At 56.8% G+C, this 22,189-nt stretch carries 15 protein-coding genes; 3 read left to right on the top strand and 12 right to left on the bottom strand.

Annotated features, from left to right (window positions below; translation table 11 throughout):
* Positions 1-26: 26 nt before the first annotated feature.
* From EU557_RS13340 to EU557_RS13295, 10 genes are all read right to left on the bottom strand, one after another.
* On the bottom strand, positions 27-1,961 hold the full coding sequence (locus EU557_RS13340) for a T9SS type B sorting domain-containing protein (RefSeq protein WP_167855193.1): 1,935 nt from the start codon (positions 1,959-1,961) through the stop codon (positions 27-29).
* 74 nt (positions 1,962-2,035) lie between these two features.
* Positions 2,036-3,535: a histidine ammonia-lyase gene (hutH, locus tag EU557_RS13335; protein WP_135531046.1), complete on the bottom strand. Its 1,500-nt coding sequence runs from the start codon at positions 3,533-3,535 to the stop codon at positions 2,036-2,038.
* Between the two features lie 136 nt (positions 3,536-3,671).
* Positions 3,672-5,069 carry a histidine--tRNA ligase gene (hisS, locus tag EU557_RS13330; RefSeq protein WP_135530925.1) on the bottom strand — a complete coding sequence of 466 codons (1,398 nt, stop codon included), beginning with the start codon at positions 5,067-5,069 and terminating at the stop codon, positions 3,672-3,674.
* 72 nt (positions 5,070-5,141) lie between these two features.
* On the bottom strand, positions 5,142-5,534 hold the full coding sequence (locus EU557_RS13325) for an STAS domain-containing protein (protein ID WP_135530924.1): 393 nt from the start codon (positions 5,532-5,534) through the stop codon (positions 5,142-5,144).
* A 116-nt stretch (positions 5,535-5,650) separates the two neighbouring features.
* Positions 5,651-6,319, bottom strand: a complete 669-nt coding sequence (locus EU557_RS13320) for a TIGR02117 family protein (RefSeq protein ID WP_167855192.1) — start codon at positions 6,317-6,319, stop codon at positions 5,651-5,653.
* Positions 6,320-6,582: 263 nt separating this feature from the next.
* Positions 6,583-8,001: a glycoside hydrolase family 125 protein gene (locus EU557_RS13315; RefSeq protein WP_135530922.1), complete on the bottom strand. Its 1,419-nt coding sequence runs from the start codon at positions 7,999-8,001 to the stop codon at positions 6,583-6,585.
* 100 nt (positions 8,002-8,101) lie between these two features.
* Positions 8,102-10,393, bottom strand: a complete 2,292-nt coding sequence (locus EU557_RS13310) for a GH92 family glycosyl hydrolase (RefSeq protein WP_135530921.1) — start codon at positions 10,391-10,393, stop codon at positions 8,102-8,104.
* A 163-nt stretch (positions 10,394-10,556) separates the two neighbouring features.
* On the bottom strand, positions 10,557-11,288 hold the full coding sequence (locus EU557_RS13305) for a basic secretory protein-like protein (protein WP_210116040.1): 732 nt from the start codon (positions 11,286-11,288) through the stop codon (positions 10,557-10,559).
* A 212-nt stretch (positions 11,289-11,500) separates the two neighbouring features.
* Positions 11,501-13,030, bottom strand: coding sequence for a RagB/SusD family nutrient uptake outer membrane protein (locus tag EU557_RS13300; protein ID WP_135530920.1), 1,530 nt, complete (start codon positions 13,028-13,030; stop codon positions 11,501-11,503).
* 74 nt (positions 13,031-13,104) lie between these two features.
* Positions 13,105-16,260, bottom strand: coding sequence for a SusC/RagA family TonB-linked outer membrane protein (locus tag EU557_RS13295; RefSeq protein ID WP_135530919.1), 3,156 nt, complete (start codon positions 16,258-16,260; stop codon positions 13,105-13,107).
* Positions 16,261-16,849: 589 nt separating this feature from the next.
* Here EU557_RS13295 and EU557_RS13290 point away from each other — a divergent pair.
* Together EU557_RS13290 and EU557_RS13285 are read left to right on the top strand one after the other, a co-directional pair.
* Positions 16,850-19,129: a GH92 family glycosyl hydrolase gene (locus EU557_RS13290; protein WP_135530918.1), complete on the top strand. Its 2,280-nt coding sequence runs from the start codon at positions 16,850-16,852 to the stop codon at positions 19,127-19,129.
* A gap of 43 nt (positions 19,130-19,172) precedes the next feature.
* The gene (locus EU557_RS13285; protein WP_210116039.1) at positions 19,173-20,231 is read left to right on the top strand and encodes a LacI family DNA-binding transcriptional regulator; all 1,059 of its coding nucleotides are present in this window, start codon (positions 19,173-19,175) and stop codon (positions 20,229-20,231) included.
* Between the two features lie 584 nt (positions 20,232-20,815).
* Here EU557_RS13285 and EU557_RS26105 read toward each other — a convergent pair.
* Positions 20,816-20,878: a hypothetical protein gene (locus EU557_RS26105; protein ID WP_425351945.1), complete on the bottom strand. Its 63-nt coding sequence runs from the start codon at positions 20,876-20,878 to the stop codon at positions 20,816-20,818.
* Positions 20,879-21,085: 207 nt separating this feature from the next.
* Here EU557_RS26105 and EU557_RS13280 point away from each other — a divergent pair, with 207 nt between their 5' ends.
* A complete protein-coding gene (locus EU557_RS13280) occupies positions 21,086-21,421 on the top strand; it encodes a Dabb family protein (RefSeq protein ID WP_245326263.1) in 336 nt (111 codons plus the stop codon).
* 142 nt (positions 21,422-21,563) lie between these two features.
* Here EU557_RS13280 and EU557_RS13275 read toward each other — a convergent pair whose 3' ends face one another.
* Positions 21,564-22,025: a carboxypeptidase-like regulatory domain-containing protein gene (locus EU557_RS13275; protein ID WP_135530915.1), complete on the bottom strand. Its 462-nt coding sequence runs from the start codon at positions 22,023-22,025 to the stop codon at positions 21,564-21,566.
* Positions 22,026-22,189: the final 164 nt, after the last annotated feature.

The raw sequence follows: 22,189 nt of genomic DNA, 5'->3' as shown, positions 1-22,189 counted from the left end.
AAATACAGAGCCAAGTGACCTAGCGCTTACCGCAAAATCGTGACAGTGCCTTGCTGCACCACATGTTGCCCAGCTTGGTCATTGGCCTCGAAGCGCCACACGTAGGCGCCGGGCACCGGTGCAGTAGTACCAATCCGGCCATCCCAGGTTTGGCTGCGGGTAGTAGCCCGGAATACTTCCTGGCCGTTGCGGTCGATGACTACAAACCGGAAGTTATCGAGGTAGCGGCCCCTGAGTTCTAGTACATCGTTGAGGCCGTCGCCATTAGGTGTAAAAGCTGTCGGGACGAAGAGCTTCACCGCCCGCGCCACGGTGGCCACATTGGAGTAGCTGGGGCTAGCTAGGCCACCCCCGGTGGCCTCCACGCGGTAGCGCAGCACCTGCTGGTCTTGCTGGTTGAGTAGTGGTGCCAACGCGGGTAACGAGAGGGCAGCACCCGCCGATATGGAGCTAAGAACCGCATTGTTGGCAGATAGCACAAGCACCCGGTAGGTTACCGGAGCCGCCGGATCGGGGCCGCGTAGGGCGCTCCAGCTCAACCGGACCAACGTGCCCTCCGCATTGGCACTACTAGCCGAAAGCACCACGGGACACACGGCAGCACTCTCGCTGGAGCGGTTGCCGCAGGCATCCTGAAACCGCGCCGTGTAGCATAAGGCCTGCGGCAGGGTCAAGGTAGAGTCGCGGAGGGTACGGCTGGTGGTAGTGCGCAGGGCCGCCCCATTGCGTAGGTACGTGAGCTGCCCCCCGCTGGAACTGCGGGGTACCTCGGCCGTAAGCTCCACTTGGTTCAATAGGTTGAAAGAGGCCGTGAGGCGCGGGGCAGCCGGAGCCAAGCTTGAAGTAGTTGTAACCGCCGACTCATTAGAAACGGAGGTGCTGCCACCCGCCGTGGCACTAATCCGGTAGGTGTAGGCCACTCCGCAGGTAACGGCGGTGTCTTCGTATTGCCGGGTGCCAGCAGGCAACTGCACTAGTGGCTGGCCATTGCGGGTAATTTCAACGGTGCCCTGCTGGCTGGTAACCCACGTCAGGCGGTTGCGGGCTTCCAGTGAAGTGGCGGTCAGCGTCACCGAGCATACTTCCGTCAAGGAAGGCAGGGGCGCGGACGTTTGGCAGGCATCCCGCAACAGCAGCCGATAGCAGCCAGGTAGCGTGGCGTTAGCTAATGTGTAGCTAGTAGAAGCGGGGTCAATAGTAGCTACAGTCCGGAAGCCTCCTACCGCCGCGTCATTCACCTGTAAGCTGTACTGATATTGGGTTTGCAGCGGGCCAAACTGAAACAGCGCATTGCCTCCTGTCTGCACCGTAAGCCGCTGAATAGTGGGCCGCTGAGGGGCTGGTAGGGGGGTGAAAGTCTTGGTTAAGTTGTTGGTGCAGAGCGTGGGCGAGTTGTAAGAGCCCGTGAGCGTGACGGAGGTTGCCCCGTTGGTAGTGTAGGTAACTGGTGCGTTAGGCCGCGGGTTGGGCTGTACCACCTGCCCGCCTATCGTTACAGTATATTGGTCATAGGTTTGGTCCGTCACCGTAATCTGCACGAGGCCTGCTGAGCAAGCTACGAGGTCGAAGGTCGGTGGAGGGGTGGCTTTTACCGGAAAGGTACGGGCGAAGATGAGCCCTGAGCTATTGGGCTGCGGGTTTTGGGTGTTCTGGGAGATAGTTATGCTGCCCGCCGCCGTGGGGGTATAAAAGGTGCTAGTATCCTGAAACCCGCTGCACACAATGGCCGCTGTTTTCTGGTAATACACCTGCGCTGGGTCGAGCTGCCGGCCGCTGGCATCCTTTAAGCGTACTTGCCGGCCTACGCACAGCGCCTGCACCTCTTGCTTGGTGGCTACGTCAAACACTCGAAAGTTGGCCCCAGAATTGGGCGTAGCTACGCACTGGGCCCAGACGACGGCAGACGGTACCAGGATAAAGGCCCAGCACAGCAAAAAGGACAGTAAGCGTTTATTCACCATGCCATAACGGTAAACTGAGATCATTGCGTTTGTGCCGCCGCTAAAATAGCTTCCTTGTCGGCTGTCGGTAGCTGTTACTCCCAGGCATACGTCCGCACGAAAGCCGCCGCAGCGTGCAGGTCGGGATATAGTATCCGGTCTTGGCTTACAAACGTCACCTTCTCACGGAAAGCCGTTGCCACCTGCTCTAGCGCCTCCGACGTGCGGGCCGGCCGCCGGAAAGCCAGAGCTTGGGCGGCGTTGAAGAGTTCAATGCCCAGCAACTGCTCCACATTTTCTACCACACGGCGGGCTTTGGTGGCAGCATTGGCACCCATGCTCACGTGGTCTTCCTGCCCGTTGCTGCTCACAATGCTATCCACAGAAGCCGGCGTGCACAGTTGCTTGTTCTGGCTCACAATGCCCGCGGCGGTGTATTGCGGAATCATCAGGCCCGAGTTCAGGCCCGGCTCGGCTACCAGGAAGGGAGGGAGCCCACGCTGCCCACTGATGAGTTGGTAGGTGCGGCGCTCCGAGATGCTGCCCAGCTCAGCCACGGCTATGGCCAGCATATCCAGTGCCAGCGCCAGCGGCTGCCCATGAAAGTTACCCCCGCTGAGAATAGCGTCGTCATCGGGGAAGATGTTGGGGTTGTCGGTTACGGCATTGCACTCGGTTTCTACTACCTGCTGCACGTAGGCCAGGGCATCGCGGGAGGCGCCGTGCACCTGGGGCATGCACCGGAAAGAGTAGGGGTCTTGCACGGCGTGGCGAGGGAGCTGCTGCAGCTCGCTGCCCGCCAGCAACTCCCGCACCCGCTGCGCTACCGTGAGCTGCCCGGCGTGGGGCCGAATGCGGTGAAGCCGCTCATCAAATGGCTCACTGCGCCCACCAAATGCTTCCAGGGATAAGGCCCCGATAACGTCGGCGGCAGCCAGCAGGCGTTGCACCCGCAGCAGGCTATGCACCGCGTAGGCCAGCATAAACTGCGTGCCGTTCAGCAGAGCCAGTCCTTCTTTGGCCTGCAGGGTGAGCGGTGCCCAGCTAAACAAGCTCTGCGCGTCGGCCGCCGACAATCGGTAGCCCATATAGTTTACCTCACCTAGGCCTAGCAGCGGCAGGCACAAGTGCGCCAATGGGGCCAGGTCGCCGCTGGCCCCCAGGGAGCCCTGCTGATACACCACCGGCAGCATCTCGCGGTTATAAAAATCAAGCAGGCGCTGTACGGTGCTGAGCTGCACGCCGCTGTGGCCGTAGCTCAGGCTCTGGGCTTTCAGCAACAGCATCAGCCGCACCAGCTCCGCCGGTACCTCCTCACCAGTGCCGCAGGCGTGCGACATCATCAGGTTCACCTGCAGCTGCTGGCGTTGCTCGGGGGCAATAGCCTTGTCGCACAGAGCGCCAAACCCGGTGTTGATGCCATAAATGGGGGCATCGGGCGTGGTTTCTAGGCGGTTGTGCAGGTACTGGTGGCAAGCCATGATCCGCTGGGTGGCTTCGTCACTAAGCACCACGCGGGCGTTGGTGCGAATCAAGTGGCCTAGCGTAGCCAGATCAAGATGGGTGGAAGGGGTGAGGGCGAAATCCTGAGCCATGGGGTGGAGAGTGGTGGGGAAACGGCGGGTGGAGCCGCAGGAATTGCCAAAAGTGAGTGTTTCCGGCGTAACCAAAAAATAGAACGTCATGCTCCGGCTAGCGCAGCATGACGTTCCAACTACTAATCCGGTTGCTCTACTTGGCCAGCTCAGCCAGTACTTCCTCCAGCGAAACTGTACGCTCTTCGCCAGTGCCCAGGTTTTTGAGCTTGAATTGTCCGGCGGCGCGTTCCTCCGAGCCCTGCAGCAACACGTACGGAATGCCCTTCTGGTCGGCGTACTGGAACTGCTTTTTCAGCTTGCCCGCCTCCGGGAATAGCTCACTCGGAATGCCGGCTTCCCGCAGCTGGCGCAGTACGGGCAGCACGGCGGCCTCGCTCTCCGCATCAAAGTTGGCTACCAAGCAGCGCGTGGTGGTAGCGGCATCGGGTGGGAACAGGTTCAGCTCATCCAGGCAGTCGTAGAGCCGGTCGACGCCGAAGGAGAAGCCCACGCCCGACACGCCGGGTAGCCCGAAGGCGCCGGTGAGGTTGTCGTAGCGGCCACCGCCCGACACGCTGCCCATGTTCACGTTATTAATCTTGATTTCGAAGATGCAGCCCGTGTAGTAGCTCAGGCCGCGGGCCAGCGTTACGTCAAACTCCAGGTTCTCAAATTTGTCAAACCCAAAGCTGACCAGGTAGTCGTACACGCGCTTCAGATCCTGCAGGCCTTTGTAGCCATCGGCATTTTCAGGCTCTACTCCGGCCGTCACGAAGGCCGCCAGTAGGCGCTCCAGCTTCTCAGCAAAGTCGCCGCCCACGCCCAGCAGGTCGAATAGGCGCTCCGTAGCAGCTGGGGAGAAGCCCCGCCCGGCAAGCTCCTTCTCCACGCCCTCGCGGCCAATCTTATCGAGCTTGTCAATGGCCGTGAACAGGTCTACCTCAGTGCCTTCGCCGCCCAGGGCCTGATAAAAAGCCCCCAACACGCGCCGGTGATTGATCTTGATAGTGTGCTCGGTAAGGCCTAACTGGGTAAGCACCTCCGACATCATCAGCACAATTTCTGCCTCGCACAGCAGCGAGTCGGTGCCTACTACGTCGGCGTCGCACTGGTAAAACTCACGGTAGCGGCCACGCTGGGGGCGGTCGGCGCGCCATACTGGCTGAATCTGGTAGCGCTTGAAGGGGAAAACGAGCGTGTTGCGGTTCATTACCACGTAGCGCGCAAAGGGCACCGTCAGGTCGTAACGCAGACCTTTCTCGGCTACTTTGGGCAGGATGCGCTTGCTCCGGTTCTCAGCTGCAAGGTCTTCTGGAGTCACATCCTTCGCGAAGTCACCAGAGTTCAACACCTTGAATAGCAGCTGGTCGCCTTCTTCGCCGTACTTGCCAGTAAGCACCGACAAGTTCTCCAACGTAGGCGTTTCGAGCGGGGCGTAGCCAAACTTCTCGAAGGTGCGGCGGATGATACCGAATATATAGTTGCGGCGGGCTACTACGGCCGGGCCGAAGTCGCGGGTGCCACGGGGGATGCTAGGCTTCTGTGCGCTCATCAGATCGTCAGGGGGTGCAGAAATACGGCCGCGAAGGTACGCCGAACCCCTGGGAATTCTGAGCCTTGTTGCTTAACGCAGCCGATTGGATTGCTCGGGGTCCTGGATCAGGTTCCTGCCGAGATTGACCTCAATTTCGTGAATAGCATCTAACAAAGAAGGCACTAACAACGGTTGAGATGCCGCATCCAGATAAATGAAATGGTGCTGCACTGGTTGGGGTACATGGCACAGGATTAAACGGCGGTCCTGGGCATGCAGCATGAATGCATACGCCAGCAGTAAGTCAATAGCTTCGTCAGAAATACTCTCAACTAAGCTGAAATCAATCAAAATTGCCTGTTTGTCGCTTCTAGTAGCGCGGTGCAGCGCTCGGCTAAGCTTTACTTCATCAGAAGAAGACGCCTCCGGAGACAAGATCAACAGGAATCCATTTGGCAGTACTTCCCGGTATACGTCCAACATCGCCCAAACTGTAAAATGAAAAGCTTGTTATACTTTTCTAATAGCGCAGAAATCGCACCAAGGTTGTGTAAAGGAAATAAGTATAAATATGAAATAATACTGAAAAAGGTTTCTTGTTAATAATTTTTATCAACACGGTACAATGACTGTCGAGCTTGGAACAGAACGCTGGCGGCAAATGGTGCCTTCAGCGCCGCTCTGATTCCAGAGTTTTTCAGGCCTTGATTGGTCCAGTCGTTGCAAGTACGCCAGGCAGAGTAGCGGCCCCGGGCCAGGAAGAAAAAGTCTTCTGAGGCATACCCTTTGGGAAGGCGCAACTGGTACTGGCCTAGGCTGTCCGGAGCTTGGAAAGAGTTGCGTACGTACGCTGTAAGGCGCTGATATTCCGTGGGAGATATACGCAAGGGCACTACTAGCTCGCCGGCTTTAGGGGTGCCACGATAGAAATCAACGTGCATCAGCGTTTTGGAGGGAAACAGCGCCCCCAGCACGGCTTTCGGCCCCGGAAATTTATGGCCCATGGAGCCCAGATAAAATCCTTCGTTGCCCCAGCCAAACGCCACGTATTGGTACTGGCGAAATTGGGCCGTGAGGGCAGGCTGGTGCAGCTCCTGTAACCAATCCTGACCGGTACGGGCTTCCCGCAAGGGCAGCACTACATCAGTGTGCAGCCCGTTGGAGACCACAAAGATGGGAATGCCATCGGGCGTCTGGCGAAAGTCGCGGTTTATGGGCACCAAACTGCCCATCATTATAAACACAACCAACGCGACCAAGGCCTGCATACATCTAGAGCTGATACGGCGGAAGGAGACCATCAGATGGTAGCCTTGCTAAGGCAAGTTACTCTGAATACTTTCTGCAGCTTAAGTGTAACCCGCTGGCTTACTCACCAGCCCTAAAACAACCTTCGCCCGCTGAGCTGCGATGTAGAGCAGCCCAGCGGGCGAGAGAAGAATAGGCGCAGCTTAGTGGCCTAGACACAGAGAGTTGCGCAACTCCGGTCCAAAACAACGAGCACAGAAGAAGAAAAACTCGCTAGGCCACTTCAGGCTAATAACTGAGGCTTTTCTTGGTACACTTTCCAGAGGAACTCGCCAAAAATGGTGTTGGCCCAGGCAAACCACGACCGGGTAAACTTGCTGGCGTCGTCCTTATGAAAGGACTCGTGCATGTAGCCCGTGCCCGCGTGGGTGGCCTTCAGGCTCTGCACGCAGGCCCTGATTTCGGCATCGTTGGTGCTGGTAAGGCCGCGGGTAGTAATGGCAATGGGCCAAATCATGTCTTGCCCCACGTGCGGCCCGCCAATGCCCTCAGCGGCACTGCCCTTGAAAAAAAAGGGATTAGCGGTGGATAGCAAAAACTTGCGGGTATTCTGATACACGGCGTCAGTGAGGGGCACGGCACCCAGGTAGGGCAGGGCTACTAGGCTAGGCACGTTGGCGTCGTCCATGAGCACGTGGCTGCCGAAGCCGTCTACCTCATAGGCGTATAGGTCGCCGTGCTGAGGGTGCTTCACCACGGCGTACTGGCGCAGGGCGGCTTCTACTTCGTTGGCGAGGGCCGTTAACTCTTGGGCGGTAGCGGCATCCTTGGCCAGAGCCGTCATCATCTCACTGGCCTGGCGCAAGCTTACCACCGCGAAGAAGTTGCTGGGTACCAAGAAGGAGTAGAGGGAAGCGTCGTCGCTGGGGCGGAAGGAGGAGCAGATGAGCCCTACGGGCCGCACGGGGTAACCGTAGCCGCTCATGGGCTGGGTGTCGGTAGACGTAGCCGTCTGACGCTGAAACTTGTAGGGGCCTAGGCCATCCTTGCGCTGTTGCTCCCGAAACGTCTGCAACGTCTTTTTTATGGCCTGCTGCCACTGCGCATCAAAAGGAGCGGCATCGTTGGTGGTTTTCCAGTAGTGGTAGGCCAGTCGGATGGGATAGCACAGGGAGTCAATTTCCCACTTCCGCTCGTGCACGCCCGGCTGCATTTTTGTCAGGTCCGACTTCCATTCGCCTACCTTCGTATCATCGCCATAGAACGCGTTAGCATAAGGGTCCTTGATGATGCAGCGCGTCTGCCGGTTGATAACCCCGGCAATCAGCTGCCGCAGCTCGGCATCTTTGTTTACAAACTGCAGGTAGGGCCACACCTGGGCCGAGCTGTCGCGCAGCCACATGGCGTCAATGTCGCCGGTAATGACGTACGTATCGGGGCGGCCCTGCAGGGTAGTGTGAGTGACGGTGGTATCCAGGGTGCTGGGGAAGCAGTTAGCAAACAGCCACCCTAGCTCCTTGTCTTTCACCTTCTTGTTGAACTCCGCAATGGCTGCTTCAACCGAACGGCTCCGAAAGCGCCGTTTCTCCACTGCCGGCCGCACCACCGGGAAGGCCGGGGCCGTACTGGCAAAGGAGTACTGCTTGAAAAATACGCTGGCGGTAAGCAGGGAAACACCCTGGACGAAGGATCTGCGGTTCATGCGGTGGGTAGGATGGGAGATGGAATGCACAACATACAGCTGCCCGGGCCGCCCAGCCTCCCACATGGGTGACCAGCGCCCCGAGCAGCCATGCGGCGGGTTATTTCGCTTTCGACACGGAAAAAGGGGCAGCGTCGGCTTTCGTGCCGCGACTCTTGTTGGGGGTCGCGCTCATGTCAAAGTCGAGGGTAGCACCTTTCAGCAGCTCCTCGTGGCTGAGGTAGTTTTTGTCGTAGGTCTTGCCGTTCATCGTCAGCTGGTTCACGTAGCGGTTCTCGCTGGAGTTCTTGCTGGCGTTGAGCACAATATCCTTGCCCGAGGGTAAATGCAAGGTGGCCTTCGGGAAGAGGGGCGCGCCCAAAACGTACTGGTCGGTGCCGGGGCAGACGGGGTAGAAGCCCAGCGCTGAAAAAACGTACCACGCCGAGGTCTGGCCGTTGTCTTCGTCGCCGCAGTAGCCGTCGGAAGTAGGTAGGTAAAGACGGTTCAGCACCTCGCGCACCCAGTACTGCGTTTTCCAGGGCTGCCCGGCGTAGTTATACAGGTAAGGCATGTGCTGAATGGGCTGGTTGCCGTGGGCGTAGTTACCCATGTTGGCAATCTGCATCTCCCGGATTTCGTGGATTACCTGCCCGTAGTAAGAATCGTCGAACACGGGGGGCAGGGTAAAGACGGTGTCCAGCTGAGCCACAAACTTCTCCTTACCGCCCATCAGGTCCATCAGCCCCTGCACGTCATGAAACACCGACCAGGTGTAGTGCCAGCTGTTGCCCTCGGTGAAGGCATCGCCCCACTTGAAGGGATTAAAGGGCTTCTGGAACGTGCCATCCTGGTTTTTACCCCGCATCAGCCCCGTTTCCTTGTCAAACAGGTTGCGGTAGTTCTGGCTGCGCTTGGCGTACAGATTAATTTCCTTTTTCGGCCGCTTTAAGGCCTTAGCTAGCTGGTAAATCGTGAAGTCGTCGTAGGCGTACTCCAGGGTGCGGGCCGCGTTTTCGTTGATCTTCACGTCATAAGGCACGTAGCCCAGCTTATTGTAGTAGGCCACTCCGGCCCGGCCTACGGCCTCCATCGGGCCCGCATTGTTGGCGCCGTGCGTCAGGGCTTCGTACAGCACGTTCATATCTTGCCCCCGGATTCCTTTCAGGTAAGCATCGGCCACTACGGAGGCGGAGTTGTTGCCCACCATCACGTTGCGCAAGCCAGGGCTGGCCCATTCCGGCAGCCACCCGCCCTCCTTATAGTCGTTGGCGAGGCCCTGCTGAATCTCGGCGTTTACGTCGGGGTAGAGCAGGTTGAGAAAGGGAAACAGAGCCCGGAAGGTGTCCCAGAAGCCGGTATCGGTGTACATATAGCCTGGCAGCACTTCCCCGTTGAAGGGGCTATAGTGCATCACCTTGCCGGTAGCATCCAGCTCATACAGCTTGCGCGGAAACAGCAATGAGCGATATAGGCAAGAATAAAACGTGCGGCGCTGGTCGGGAGTACCGCCCTCAATGTCGATGCGGCCTAGGGCCTTGTTCCAAGCTGCCCGCCCCTGCTGGCGGATGGCGTCGAAGTTGTTGGTGCCAATTTCGCGTAGGTTTAGCTCGGCCTGCTCGGGGCTGATAAACGAGGAGGCCACTCGAGCATTCACCTGCTCCCCTTTGCGCGTTTTGAAGCCCACTACGGCGCCGGCGTGGTTGGCCGTCACCTCCATCACCCCATTCGCCAGCTTCTTGTCTTGGTAGAGGGCCGTGCTGGTAAAGTCGTGATCGAACTCCAGCACAAAGAAATTCTTGAAGTTTTTGGGTACGCCACCACTATTGCGGGTAGTGTACCCAATGATTTTGCGCTGCTCTGGCAGCACCTTCACGTAAGAGCCTTTATCCAGGGCGTCGAGCACCACGTAGGCACTATCCGTTTTGGGGAAGGTGAATCGGAAGCGGGCAGCCCGCTCCGTGGGCGCAATTTCCGTCACTACGTCGTGGTCGGCTAGGTACACACGGTAGTAGTTGGGCTCGGCCACTTCCGCCTTGTGCGAAAACCAGCTGGCCCGCTCATCCTCATCAAACACGCGCTTGCCCGTGATGGGCATGAGGGCAAACTGCCCGTAGTCGTTCATCCAGGGCGAGGGCTGGTGCGTCTGCTTAAAGCCCCGCATCTTATCGGCTGAGTATTGGTAGGCCCATCCGTTACCCATCTTGCCGGTCTGCGGCATCCAGAAGTTCATGCCCCAGGGCAGAGCTACCGCGGGGTAGGTGTTACCGTTGGAGAGGCTAGGCTTAGAATCAGTGCCAATCAACGGGTTTACCCATTGCACGGGGTCCTTATCGGTGGTTGCTACTTGGGCCGGGGCCAGGTGGGCCGCCAGCAGAAACAGAGCCGCAAGCGCGGAAAGACGTTTAGACATTCGGTTAGGAAAGGTGAGGAAGCGCAGGGAAAGCAATGCGTGGTGAGCGTGAGCCCGAAGCAAGAATACTATTTACCTAGCTATTACACAGTCTATTGTAGCTGCAGTGGATGAAAAGTAGGCGTTGCACGCTGGCCAAATTCATGCTGCATGCGGCGGTACTTTAGCGGTAGGTTAAGTCAAGGGCCGGATTTTGGGCGTATGCAGCCCATAGCTCGTCTACTGTTTTACCGGTTTTCTGCTTCCAGATATCGGGAGTATAGGTGTGCGTCCGGGCGGCATTATCCAGCTCATTAATAAGCGTGCTGCGGACGTTTTTCTCCAGCCACACAAAGAACCGGGCCGTAATTCGGTAGCTGTTGGTGTAGCTCTGGCCTTCTTTATAAGCAGGTAAGGTCCAGTTTGCCTTCACATTATTTACTCCGTAGGTGTAGCGGACGTAATCGGCAATGCCTTCCGTAAGCCACCCCACTGAGTTAGGCGGGTAGGCCTGTACCACGTGCATTACTTCATGGGTTACCACGTCGAGGTCCTCCGGGTGCTCACGCAGCCACTTGGGGCTGTAGGTGGCTACGCCGGCATCGGTAGCAGCTACGCCAGCATAGGCCGGGTCGATGACGAAAGTGATTTGCTTGCGCGTTTTCGGGTTAAACCGTTTGGCCTCGCGCGGGTACACGTCGAAGAAGGTGTTAATCATCTTCTGCTTCGTGTTGGCGCTGAAGGCCGAGTCTTTAGAAATAAACGTGAGCGTGTAGCCCTGCCGGGTGATAGTCTCTTTTTCGTAGTACTTCCGTTCTACCGAGTTAGTGGGGCCAGAGTGGCAGATACTTTCCCCGCCACTTGCCATGAACGACAGTAGAGAGGTAAGAAAGGCAATGGAAGCACTGCTCATCATAGGCACGTGTTAGGGACAGCAAAAAGGTTTTAGTACTTAAAAATAGGCAAGTATTGATAGTAGTAGACAACTGCCCGGAAATTACCACCAGAACTTGCCCAGATAAGCAGGCCCTGGTGGTAAAGCGCTAGGCCAGGCGAGTACCGCAAGCAGCAGAAATTCCCACAAACTACCGCCTGCAAGCTTTCTCACCAGGCCCAGCGACACCGGATTTACCACCCAGGGTTCTGCGTGAGGTTTTTGTTGCGGTTTATTTCTGCGGAAGGAAGTCCCCACAGCAAGTACTTCTCCTGGAAAGTTGTACCTACTTCACTCTTGAATCCGACTACATCAACAAAACGATTGTTCACCACATCGTAGGCTTTGCGGGTGCGTTGGATGTCGAAGTACGCTTTGTTTTCGTAGGCCAGCTCGTGGTAGCGCTCCTTCCAGACGGCCTCGCGAAACTGCTCTTTGCTGAGGCCCCTTAGCTCGGGCAGCTTGGCGCGCTTACGAATAGCATTGATCTGGGCGTAGGCCTTGGGCGGGGTGGCGCTGGCCTCATTGCTAGCCTCGGCGTAAATCAGCATGACCTCGGGCATCCGAATCAACGTCCAGTTCTCATCGTTCGACACGTTCCGGTTAAGGGCGCTTTCCAGATGAAAGTACTTGTAGAGCGCGTGCCGTTTGAACTGAACAATTTCAGCGGAGTTCTTAATAGACGGGTAGCTGGAGAAATAGAATTGCCGCTCCTGCGCGCGCAGGTCGCCGCTTTCATAGCTTTTATAAAATTCCTCCGTGGGGATGAGGGCGCCAAACTCGTCATTGTACACCGAGACACCCGCAAAATAGGGCACAATCAGAGGGCTAATGGCGTTGGTAGCAATACCATTGGCATACTGCGCTTGCAAAATTAACTCGCCCTGGTTCTTGCTGGCGTTGTTGTGCAGATTGATGTACTGCGCTTCGCCGGTTAGGGGATCTACAAACAAGGGGTAGTTGCCCGCATCAATGAGCTCCGCCGCCTTGTCGGCGGCTTTCTGATAGTTCTCCTTGAGCTGCAGGGGGTAGCCAGCAGTAGTCAAATACACGTCGGCCAGCAGGGCCTTCACCGCCGACTGGGAAATGCGGCCGCTCCGGTCCACTACGGGTAGGCCAGAGGTCTCCGCGGCCTGCAGGTCCGAAATGATTAATTGATACACCTCCATCTTGGGAGCCCGGCTAGGGTACAGGTCCGGGCCGGGGCCAGTGGTCGGGGCCGTAATCAGTGGCACGTCGCCGTAGAGCCGTACGAGCAGATTATACAGGTAGGCGCGGATGAAGTAGGCCTGTCCCAGCAACACCTTTTTCTGCGCCTCATCCATCTCAATAGCCGGAATCTTGGTAATGGCCAGGTTGGCAGCCCCGATGCCGTTATAGGCACTGTTCCAGACGCTGGAGAAGGAAGGGTTAGCCGGGTCGATGCTCTGATTGATGAACTGGTTGTTGTTGAAGCTCTGGCCGAGGGAAGTAGCGTGTAGCGCCATGAGCTCCAGCGTCACCCAGATGGCCTCCCCGTAGCCGGTTTCATTTTGAACTATGCGCAGGCTGGGGTATAAACCATCGATGCCCGTTTGAGCCTGCCCCGCCGTTGCGTAGAAGTCATCCGGGCGGATGTTGGAGCGGCTATCTACGTCGAGAAAGCTGTCACAGCCAGTAGTGGCGAGCAGCAGGCCCGAGCACATTGCTACGGTTCGGGTTAAGCGTTGTATCGTCGGAAACATAATAGTAGCGTTGAAAAAGAGCAGGAGGGGCAAGCGCCAGGGTATATTCCCGTCACGGCACCCTCCGCAATTGGTTAGAAAGACACGTTGAGACCAGCCGTGATAGTGCGCGCCTTGGGGTAGTCGAAGAATTGAATCCCCTGCGAGAAGGCGTTGGTGAAGGTCGACGTTTCCGGGTCGTAGCCTTTATATTTGGTGAACAGGAAGAAGTTCTGGGCCGATGCGTACACGCGCAACCGGGACAGCTTGAGCTTCTCCGTCAGGCCCGCCGAGAAGTTGTAGCCCAGCACCAGGTTACGGCCGCGAATGAAGGATCCATCCTCTACCTTGTAAGAGTCAATGCGGGAGTCGTACCGCAGGTAGGAGGGACGCACCTGCGCAATGCTGGTGTTCTGATTTTCCGGCGTCCACGCCTCGGTCAGCGCCCGCTCGTAGCTGTTGGCTTGGCCGGTACGGTCCAGGGCCGAGTGGTGCGTGAGGTTCATCACGTCATTACCGTACGTGAACTGCAGGTCCAGCATCAGGTCAAAGCCCCGGTAGCGCAGCGTATTGATAAAGGAGCCATACCCCGTGGGAATATTCTTGCCCAGAATCACGCGGTCCTGGTCATTGATTTGCCCGTCGTTGTTCTGGTCTTTAAACTTCAGGTCGCCGGGCAAGCGGTTATAGCGAAGGGCTTGGTCCGCCTCGGCGGTGCTCCAGGTGCCCAGGCGCTCCAGGCCGAAAAAGGAGCCTACCGGCTGGCCTACCCGAAGCACGTTGGTTTCGTTCAGGAAGTTTGGTCCGGGGAAGATATCGTCGCCGGCGGCGCCCAGCGCCAGAATGCGGTTTTGCAGGAAGGAGATGTTGAACGTAGTTGACCAGGTGAAATCCGTGGTTTGGACGTTCACCGTGTTCAGCGCTAGCTCCAGCCCGCGGTTGCGCACGCTCCCAATGTTGCTTGGGTAGCTGCCGTACCCACTGCTGCGCGGCACGGGCGCCTGCAGGAGCAGGTCCTTGGTGGTGCGCTGGTACACGTCGCCCTCAAACGTGACGCGGTTTTGCAGCAAGCCTACGTTCAGGCCTAGGTCAAACTGGTCGGCCGTTTCCCACCGTAGGGTAGGGTTGCCGAGCGTGCCCAGTCGGATACCATTGATGCGGTTGCCACTGATAACGTAGCTGTTGGTGCTCAGTAGAGTCTGCGAAACATAGTTACCGAAATCAGGGCCGCTGTTGCCCGTCCGGCCGTAGCCGAAACGCAGCTTCAAGTCGGAAATCAGGCTGTTGCCCCGCAGAAAGTCTTCTTCCGAAATGCGCCAGGCAATGGCTGCCGAGGGGAAGATGGCGTTCTTGTTATCCTGGCCAAAGCGGGAAGAACCGTCCCGGCGAGTTGTCAGCGTCAGGAGGTACCGGTCCTTGAATCCGTAGTTGATGCGCCCGAAAATTGAAAAGAACTGGTCGGCCTGATAATCAGACGTGGGCGGCGAAGGAGTAGAGCCCACCCCCAGGTTGTAAAACCCAAAGCCATTATCAATCAAGCCCCGCGTTTCAACTCCTGCGGCCAAGCTGCGGAAGCGACGGGTATCCACGCCCACTACGGCATTCAAGGAGTGGTTTTGCCCGAACTGTTTGGTGTAGGTCAGGTAGTTCTGCCACTGCAGCCCTTTCCCGTCATACGCACTAATACTGGCGAAGCTCTGCTGCGCGCGCAGCTGAATTAAGTTGCTGGCAAATGAGGGATACATCCGCGACTCAATATTGGCGCCCAGCACGGTCCGGAAGTTCAAGCCCGGCAGAATGGTGAAGTCGCCGTAGCCATTGGCGGAGAATACCTGTCGGCGGCGCAGTTCCTCATCCTCCGTGGCAATCGCCACGGGGTTGTCCCCGCTTTCCATATCGGGGTAGTCCTGGCGCTTGGCGTAGGTGCCGTTGGGGTACTTCACAGGCATGATGGGAATCATCTCAATCATCATGCGCGGGATGTTATTGCCCCCCACGAAGTCATTGCCAACGCGGTCTTCAATGTTCGCGTAATTGATGGTGGCCCCAATTTTCAACCATTTTTTCACCTGGTTGTCTACCACTAGGCGGGCATTGTAGCGCTTTTGATAGGTGTTCTGGATAGTACCCTGCGCATTGGTATAGTTCAGAAACAGCCCATACGTGAGCTGGTCACCGCCCCCCGAAAACGATAGGTTGTGGCTTTGGGTGACGCCAGTCCTGGTAGTCTCATCCTGCCAGTCAGTATCGTACAGCGGGTTCAGACTATCATCAAACAACCGCTTGGGGTCATTGGGGTTGGCCAGGGCACGCCGCTTTAGCTTGGGGTCACGGTTGGTGTAGTTGCCGGCGGCCCAGCCAGTTGGATCAAACTTTTGCAGGTTCTGGTAGGCCAGGTCCTCCGCGGCCAAAAACTGGCGCGAATCCAGCAGATTCAGCTTCCGAGCAATCTTGCTCAGGCTAACGAAGGTATCGTAGCTAACCCTGGCGCCTTTCTTGCCCCGCTTGGTCGTCACTAGGATTACGCCATTACTGCCCTGGGCCCCGTAGATAGCCGTGGCCGAGGCGTCCTTCAGGACTTCAATGCTCTCAATATCGTTGGGGTTGAGAGAGGTGATACCCGCATCCCAAAACACGCCATCCACCACGTACAACGGGTTGTTGCCGGCATTAATAGAGCCGTACCCCCGCACCCGAATGATGGGGCTGCTACCGGGCTGGCCCGAGTTCAGGTTTACATCAACCCCCGCTACCCGGCCCTGCAATGATTGGGCAATGTTCACGGCGGGCCGCTCCATAATCTCCGTGCTGCTCACGCTGCCCACGGCCCCCGTAATATCGGAGCGCTTCTGGGTGCCGTAGCCCACCACCACTACTTCGTCCAGGGCTTTGCTATCGGTTACCATCTGAATAGTAAGCGACGTACGGCCAGCTACGCTAAGCTCCTGAGCCACAAAGCCAATGGAGGAAACAACTATCGTTTCGTTTCCCGTGGGCAGGGTCAACGAGAAGTTGCCTTCGGCATCCGTGCTGGCTCCTACTCCCGCGGCTCCTTTAACAATTATAGTTGCGCCGGGCAGGGGGGCTCCCTTATCGTCAGTAACGCGCCCTTGCACCGTCACGTCCACGCAGGCGGCGGCAGCGTTTACATTACTGCTGGCCCAGGCCGGCGTGAGGGGAAGGGCCACAGCGGAACCCAGCAGAAGTAGAGAGGCGCCACGCCATTGTCGAATACCTAGAGGTGTAAGCATAAAGGATGAGGTTGTGGGATGAAAAAACACTTAGCCGCAGGAAAGGCGGGTGGGAAATGCAGCAGAAGAGTTAAGTAGTAGAATAAGCTGGCCTAGTAGATAAAGCCTTAGTTAAACGTTTTGGCAAATGTGCTTGTGGTTAGTTGTTATAAAAGGTAGACGATGAGAAACAGAAACGAAACGCTACAGAGATAAATCCTGCATAGGCGTGAGGTGGCCTACAGGAGTGGTTTCGGTATTCCTAGTAAATATCTGTTATGGTGATATTTACTATGCTGTGCTGCTAAAACTGTTGCTATGTGCTGGTAAGTATTCCAGCTTATCGCCTGAAAGGCGCTCAGAACCAACTGCGAAAAGATCTGCTTCCAACCTAGTGAACAGAGCTTGTTAAGGGTGTATCTGCCGAAAAGATGGAGGATTAAAACTGATAAACCAAAATTTGCTTAAACATTTTAGCATATTTGCTTAAACACCATCCTGGCTCTGAGCCCTATAGGCATAGCCCGAAGCACTCAGGCCCACAAAAGGCAAAGCGCCTGAGCACTCCTGCTCCTCCCACCTGATTCCCATCCATTCCTTTCTGCTTTTTATGGTTGCTTTTTCCCTTCGCTGGCCCTTTAGGGCGGCTTCTTGGTGCGCGTGGCTGCTCACGGCTGGCTTGCTGCTTGGTGGCCTACAGGCTCCCGCTCAAAGCCTAACTACTCACGTGGACCCCATGATTGGTACGGGTGGGCACGGGCACGTATTTCTAGGGGCCAATGTGCCATTTGGAGCCGTGCAGCTTGGCCCCCAGAACATCTTTAAAGGGTGGGACTGGTGCTCCGGCTACCATTACTCCGACAGTCTTATCACGGGTTTCTCGCACACGCACCTAAGTGGCACGGGCGCCTCCGACTTGGGTGATGTGCTCATCATGCCCTACACTGGGGCCGTAAAAACTGACAAAGGGCGGCAGCAGGCGCCGCATCAGGGCTACTTATCGCGCTTCTCGCACCAGCGTGAAACGGCTAAGCCCGGCTACTATGCCGTTACGCTCGATGATTACGGTATTCGGGCGGAGCTGACCAGCACGGCGCGCGTAGGTATGCATAAGTATACCTTCCCGGCGGGTGCCAGGCCTGCTCACGTTATCATTGATCTGAAGGAAGGTATTGATGATAAAGCCACCGATACCTACCTCGAGCAAATAGACCCGCAGACGTACATAGGCTACCGCTTCTCTAAAGGGTGGGCTAACGATCAGCGCCTGTACTTTGCTATCAAGACATCGGTGCCTATTCCGGAGTTTGCCGTGTATAATGAAGCACAGCAGCTCTCGGGCAAGAAGGGCCAGGGCCTTGCCATTAAGGGCCTGTTCAACTTTGCCAAATCGCCGGGCACGCTCCTGCTAAAAGTGGGCATCTCGCCTGTGAGCAGCCAGAACGCGTTGGCTAACATTCAGGCCGAAATTCCCGGCTGGGACTTTGCTCTGGTACAGGGCGCCGCCGATGCACAGTGGAACCAAGAGTTAAGCAAGGTGACTATTGAGACCCGCGACCCGGCCGCGCGGCGAATTTTCTACACTTCTATGTACCACGCTCTCTTCGCCCCGGCCTTATTTAATGATGCAAATGGGGACTACCGTGGCACCGATAAGAAGGTGTATCCGAAAGCGCCGTTCGTAAACTACACTACCTTCTCGCTCTGGGATACCTACCGCACCGCGCACTCTTTATTTCTGCTAGCGCAGCCCGAGCGGGTGGGAGACATGATGCAGTCAATGCTGGCCATTCAGCAGCAGCAGGGGAAGTTGCCCATCTGGCACCTGATGGCGAATGAAACCAATACCATGGTGGGCTACAGTGCCGTGCCTGCGCTGGCCGAAGCTTACCTAAAGGGTACCCCTGGCCTAGACGGCAGCCAAGTGCTGGCCGCCATGAAAGCATCCAGCACCCGCGACGACCAAGGAGTGCGCTACCTCAAGGAGTTAGGCTTCATTCCTGCCGATAAGGAAAGCGAGTCGGTAGCTAAGGCCATGGAATACGCTATCGACGACTGGAGCATTGCCCAAGTAGCTAAAAAGCTGGGTCGCCAAGACGATTACGTAACTTACAGTGCCCGCGCCAAATACTACCAGAAGTATTACGACCCCCATACCCGCTTTATGCGGGGACTCACCACCGATGGTAAGTTTCAGGTGCCCTTCGACCCCATTCAGTCGATTCACCGCCAGAACAACTACACTGAAGGCAATGCGTGGCAGTATACCTGGCTGGTGCCTCACGATGTGCCGGGCCTGATAAAGCTGTTCGGCAGCGACGCCGCCTTTACTCAGAAGCTCGACAGCTTGTTTATTGTGCAAGGAAGTTTGGGGGAGAGTGCTTCGCCGGATATTTCGGGACTGATTGGGATGTATGCCCACGGCAACGAGCCCAGCCATGCCACGGTCTACTTGTACCCCTACGCCGGGCAGCAGTGGAAAACGGCAGAAAAGGTGCGGCAGGTGCTGCGCGAGATGTACAAAGACAAGCCCGATGGCATCAGTGGCAACGAGGACTGCGGGCAGATGTCGGCCTGGTATATTCTTTCGGCAATGGGCTTTTACCCCGTCAGCCCGAGCAGTGGGGCCTACGTCTTTGGTAGCCCTCTGGTCGACAAAGCCACGCTGCGCTTGCCCAAGGGAAAAACCTTTGTCATCGACGTGAAGAATAATGGTCCTCAAAACGTGTACATTCAGACCATCCGCCTGAATGGTAAGAGCTACTCTAACAGCTACCTGCTGCACCGCGATATTGTGGCTGGTGGTACGCTAGAACTAACCATGGGGCCACAGCCAAACCGGCAGTTTGGTGCAGATCCTGCTGCCCGTCCGCGCGAAGTGTATCCCTAATGCGCTAGGGCAGTTGAGTCCGCCACCCGCAATTAAATTGAAGTTGAAAAAGAAAATCCTGATTCACGACATCGCCAAGCACTTGGACGTATCCATTGCGACTGTATCCTTGGTGCTCAACGGCAAGGCCAAGGAGAAGCGCATAAGTGATAGTCTGGCCGAAAAGGTGCTCAAGTACGTGGAGGAAGTGGGCTACAAGCCCAACCAACTCGCCAAGAGCCTGCGTACCGGCAAAACCCACGTAATTGGCCTAGTAGTGGAAGACATTGCCAACCCCTTCTTTGCTACCGTAGCCGCTCTGATTGAGAAAAAGCTCCTGGCTCGGGGGTACCGCATTATTTACTGCAGCACCAACGGCGACACAGCCAAGACGCGGGACTTGCTCACCATGTTCCAGGAGCGCCACGTGGACGGCTACATTCTGGCGTTGCCCGATGGGGTAGAGTCTGACGTGCGCACCCTCGTGCGCAGCGGTAAGCCTTTGATACTCTTTGATAGGGAGCTGGCCGGCGTACTCGCGAATGCGGTGGTAGTGGACGGTGAGAAAGGCATGTACGAGGCAACCCAACACCTGCTGGAACAGGGATTTACGTCGGTGGCTATGGTGACGCTGCAAGCGGGACAAGCGCAGATGCAGGCACGCCTGCAGGGGTACTCGCAGGCCATGCAGGAGTGGCAACTGCCCGAAATGGTGCTGGAGCTAGAGTTTCAGCAGGAGCGTGAGCAGATAATACACCAGATGCAGGCGTTTTGCCAAGCCAACCCAACGTGCAATGCCCTGCTGTTTGCCACCAACTACTTGGGCGTGTATGGCCTAGAAGCCGTCAACGGTCTGGGGCGACGCATCCCCGAGGACTTGGCCATTGTTTCTTTTGATGACAATGACCTGTTTCGGTTGTATTCCCCCTCCATTACCGTAGTGGCCCAACCCCTGGAGGCTATGGCTGAAAGCATCATTAGCACCCTTCTGAGTGCGCTAGAAGGCTCACAGGAAACGGGCCGCATTACCCAACTGCAGCTGGCGCCTCAACTCATCGTGCGTGAGTCTTCCATTCGTGTTCCGCAGAAAGCGCGGCCCAGAGCTTCGCGCACTAAAACCTAACGTGCTCGAAACACTCGTGACTAGTGCAAAACGGCTCAGGCACCGTAGCAGAATAGGCTGTTTGGGCGAAGGTTGGCTGCCGCAGCGGTAGTTTTGCCCGCTAACCAAGCAGCAGCAGTGTTCCTAGCTCTGGGTTGCTTAGCATGTAGCTGATAAGCGTATGGTCTGTCTTTCCGTGTTCTAGGCGTTGAGGTAACCTGTAGTGGTGGCTGTGCTACTGTGTTCTTGCGTAGGCAGCCGTCAGCTGGCACAGTCGCTCCGTGTGGAAGCAGGCTACTGCGATACGCCTGCCCTGGTAGCCGACGATCCCGCTTTCTTGCCCCTGGCCAACGCTAGTTCTCTGGTGCGTGACAGTACGCGTTGACCACACAATTCTCGCGGCGTAGTTTGCTGCTAGCCAACGCGGCCGGGGTACTGGCGCAACTAAAAGAGCTAGTGCAGCCAGAACGTATCACCCCCAGCGGCAACACCCGCATCTAACGATACAAAGCCCAGCAGTAGCGCATTCTTACTCGCCTGTTGCTGCTCTCTACCATTGCCGCCGAGCTAGACGGCTAAAGGCCTTATGTAGTGCCTGTATTGGCTCAAGAAGAAAGCTTAGGGAGGTGGCCTAGTAGCATCAGCCACATCGAACCCGGTTCTGGCACCTACAGTACTTAGGAAAAGGAGCACTGCCTGAAAAGAGGGAATTACTTAGTAAAAGCTGCGGCTTACTGCGAAAAGCCTCAACCATTTGGTTGAGGCTTTTCGCAGTAAGCCAGAAGTAGAGTATGTTCACCAAGTATTACTGCCGTTGGGCACAAACACTTTCAACTAAACTCAAAGTCACGTTTACCCCAGATTATCCTGACCCTATGACTATTCCTTCCTCATCAGACCGCTTCGTACACCACGTTTTGTTTTACACACCTGCAACTGCCAGCGAGGCCGACAATGCCACACTGCTGGAAGGACTGCAAAAGCTGGCCGGTATTTCCGTCATTAAGATGTCCCATATCGGCACCCCAGCCCCAACAAACCGCGACGTGATTGAACGAACCTACACTTACTCGTGGCTGTGCCTTTTCGAGAATGCAGCCGCGGAGGAGGAGTATCAGCAGCACCCAATTCACGATGAGTTTCGCAATGAGTATGCTCGCTACTGGGAGAAAGTGGTCATCTACGACTCAATAGGCTCTTTATCGAACTAACCCGGCCATATAATCAGCAAGGATAATGCTTGCCTAGAGTGCAATCAGACGACTGAGGTTAGCTAGCGAAAAAAGCTCCTTCACTAGCTAACCACCGCGCTCTAGTAAGCTAAGCGCACTGGCCTAGGGGGCCGTGGGGCCGTTACGACCGCACCCGCAGGGCGGGGCGCAGAGGTTCCAGTCCGGCCACTGCGCTGCTTCGCTGGGCCCACGCGAGCTTGCTGGCCTGCGTAACGCGGGGCGTGTTTAGGGGTACCATCACAACTGAGCCCAGCGCCACGTGAGTTTGACGAGCATGAAAAGCTACCTTGGGGTTGACCGCTTGGTAGCCCAGTACCGTAGTACGAAACTTGTACTGGCCTAGCGGCAGGTTGCCCGCCCGGAAAACGCCTTTGGCGTCCGTTTCCACCGACTTTACAAAGAAATTGTCGGAGGCTCGCAGGAGTACCACGTTGGCGTGCGGAATGGGTTCCTGGGTCTGGCCGTCGAAGAGGCGCCCAGTGAGCGAGCCCCGTTGCCCCGATTGAGCCTGGGCGGGTAGCACGCTTGCAGTGAAGAGAAGAGAAAGGCCCAACAGGGTGCAGGAGGCAAAGGAAGTTTTCATGGCAATGCAAAAATGAAAGACAAAGGCGTGGCCATCTCCGGCGCTCAACAGGCACCCGCAGCAGGGACCGGACTATACCCGGCGATGGTCAGAAAAGTAGTTGGAGTCGAGCCCAGAGGAGCAGTGGTAGGCCACTGGCTAGGTGGGGCGGGGCCCCGCCGCAA

It is taken from the genome of Hymenobacter wooponensis, from assembly GCF_004745865.1.
GTDB classification, from domain to species: domain Bacteria; phylum Bacteroidota; class Bacteroidia; order Cytophagales; family Hymenobacteraceae; genus Hymenobacter; species Hymenobacter wooponensis.
This window is presented reverse-complemented; position numbering and strand designations above follow the sequence as displayed.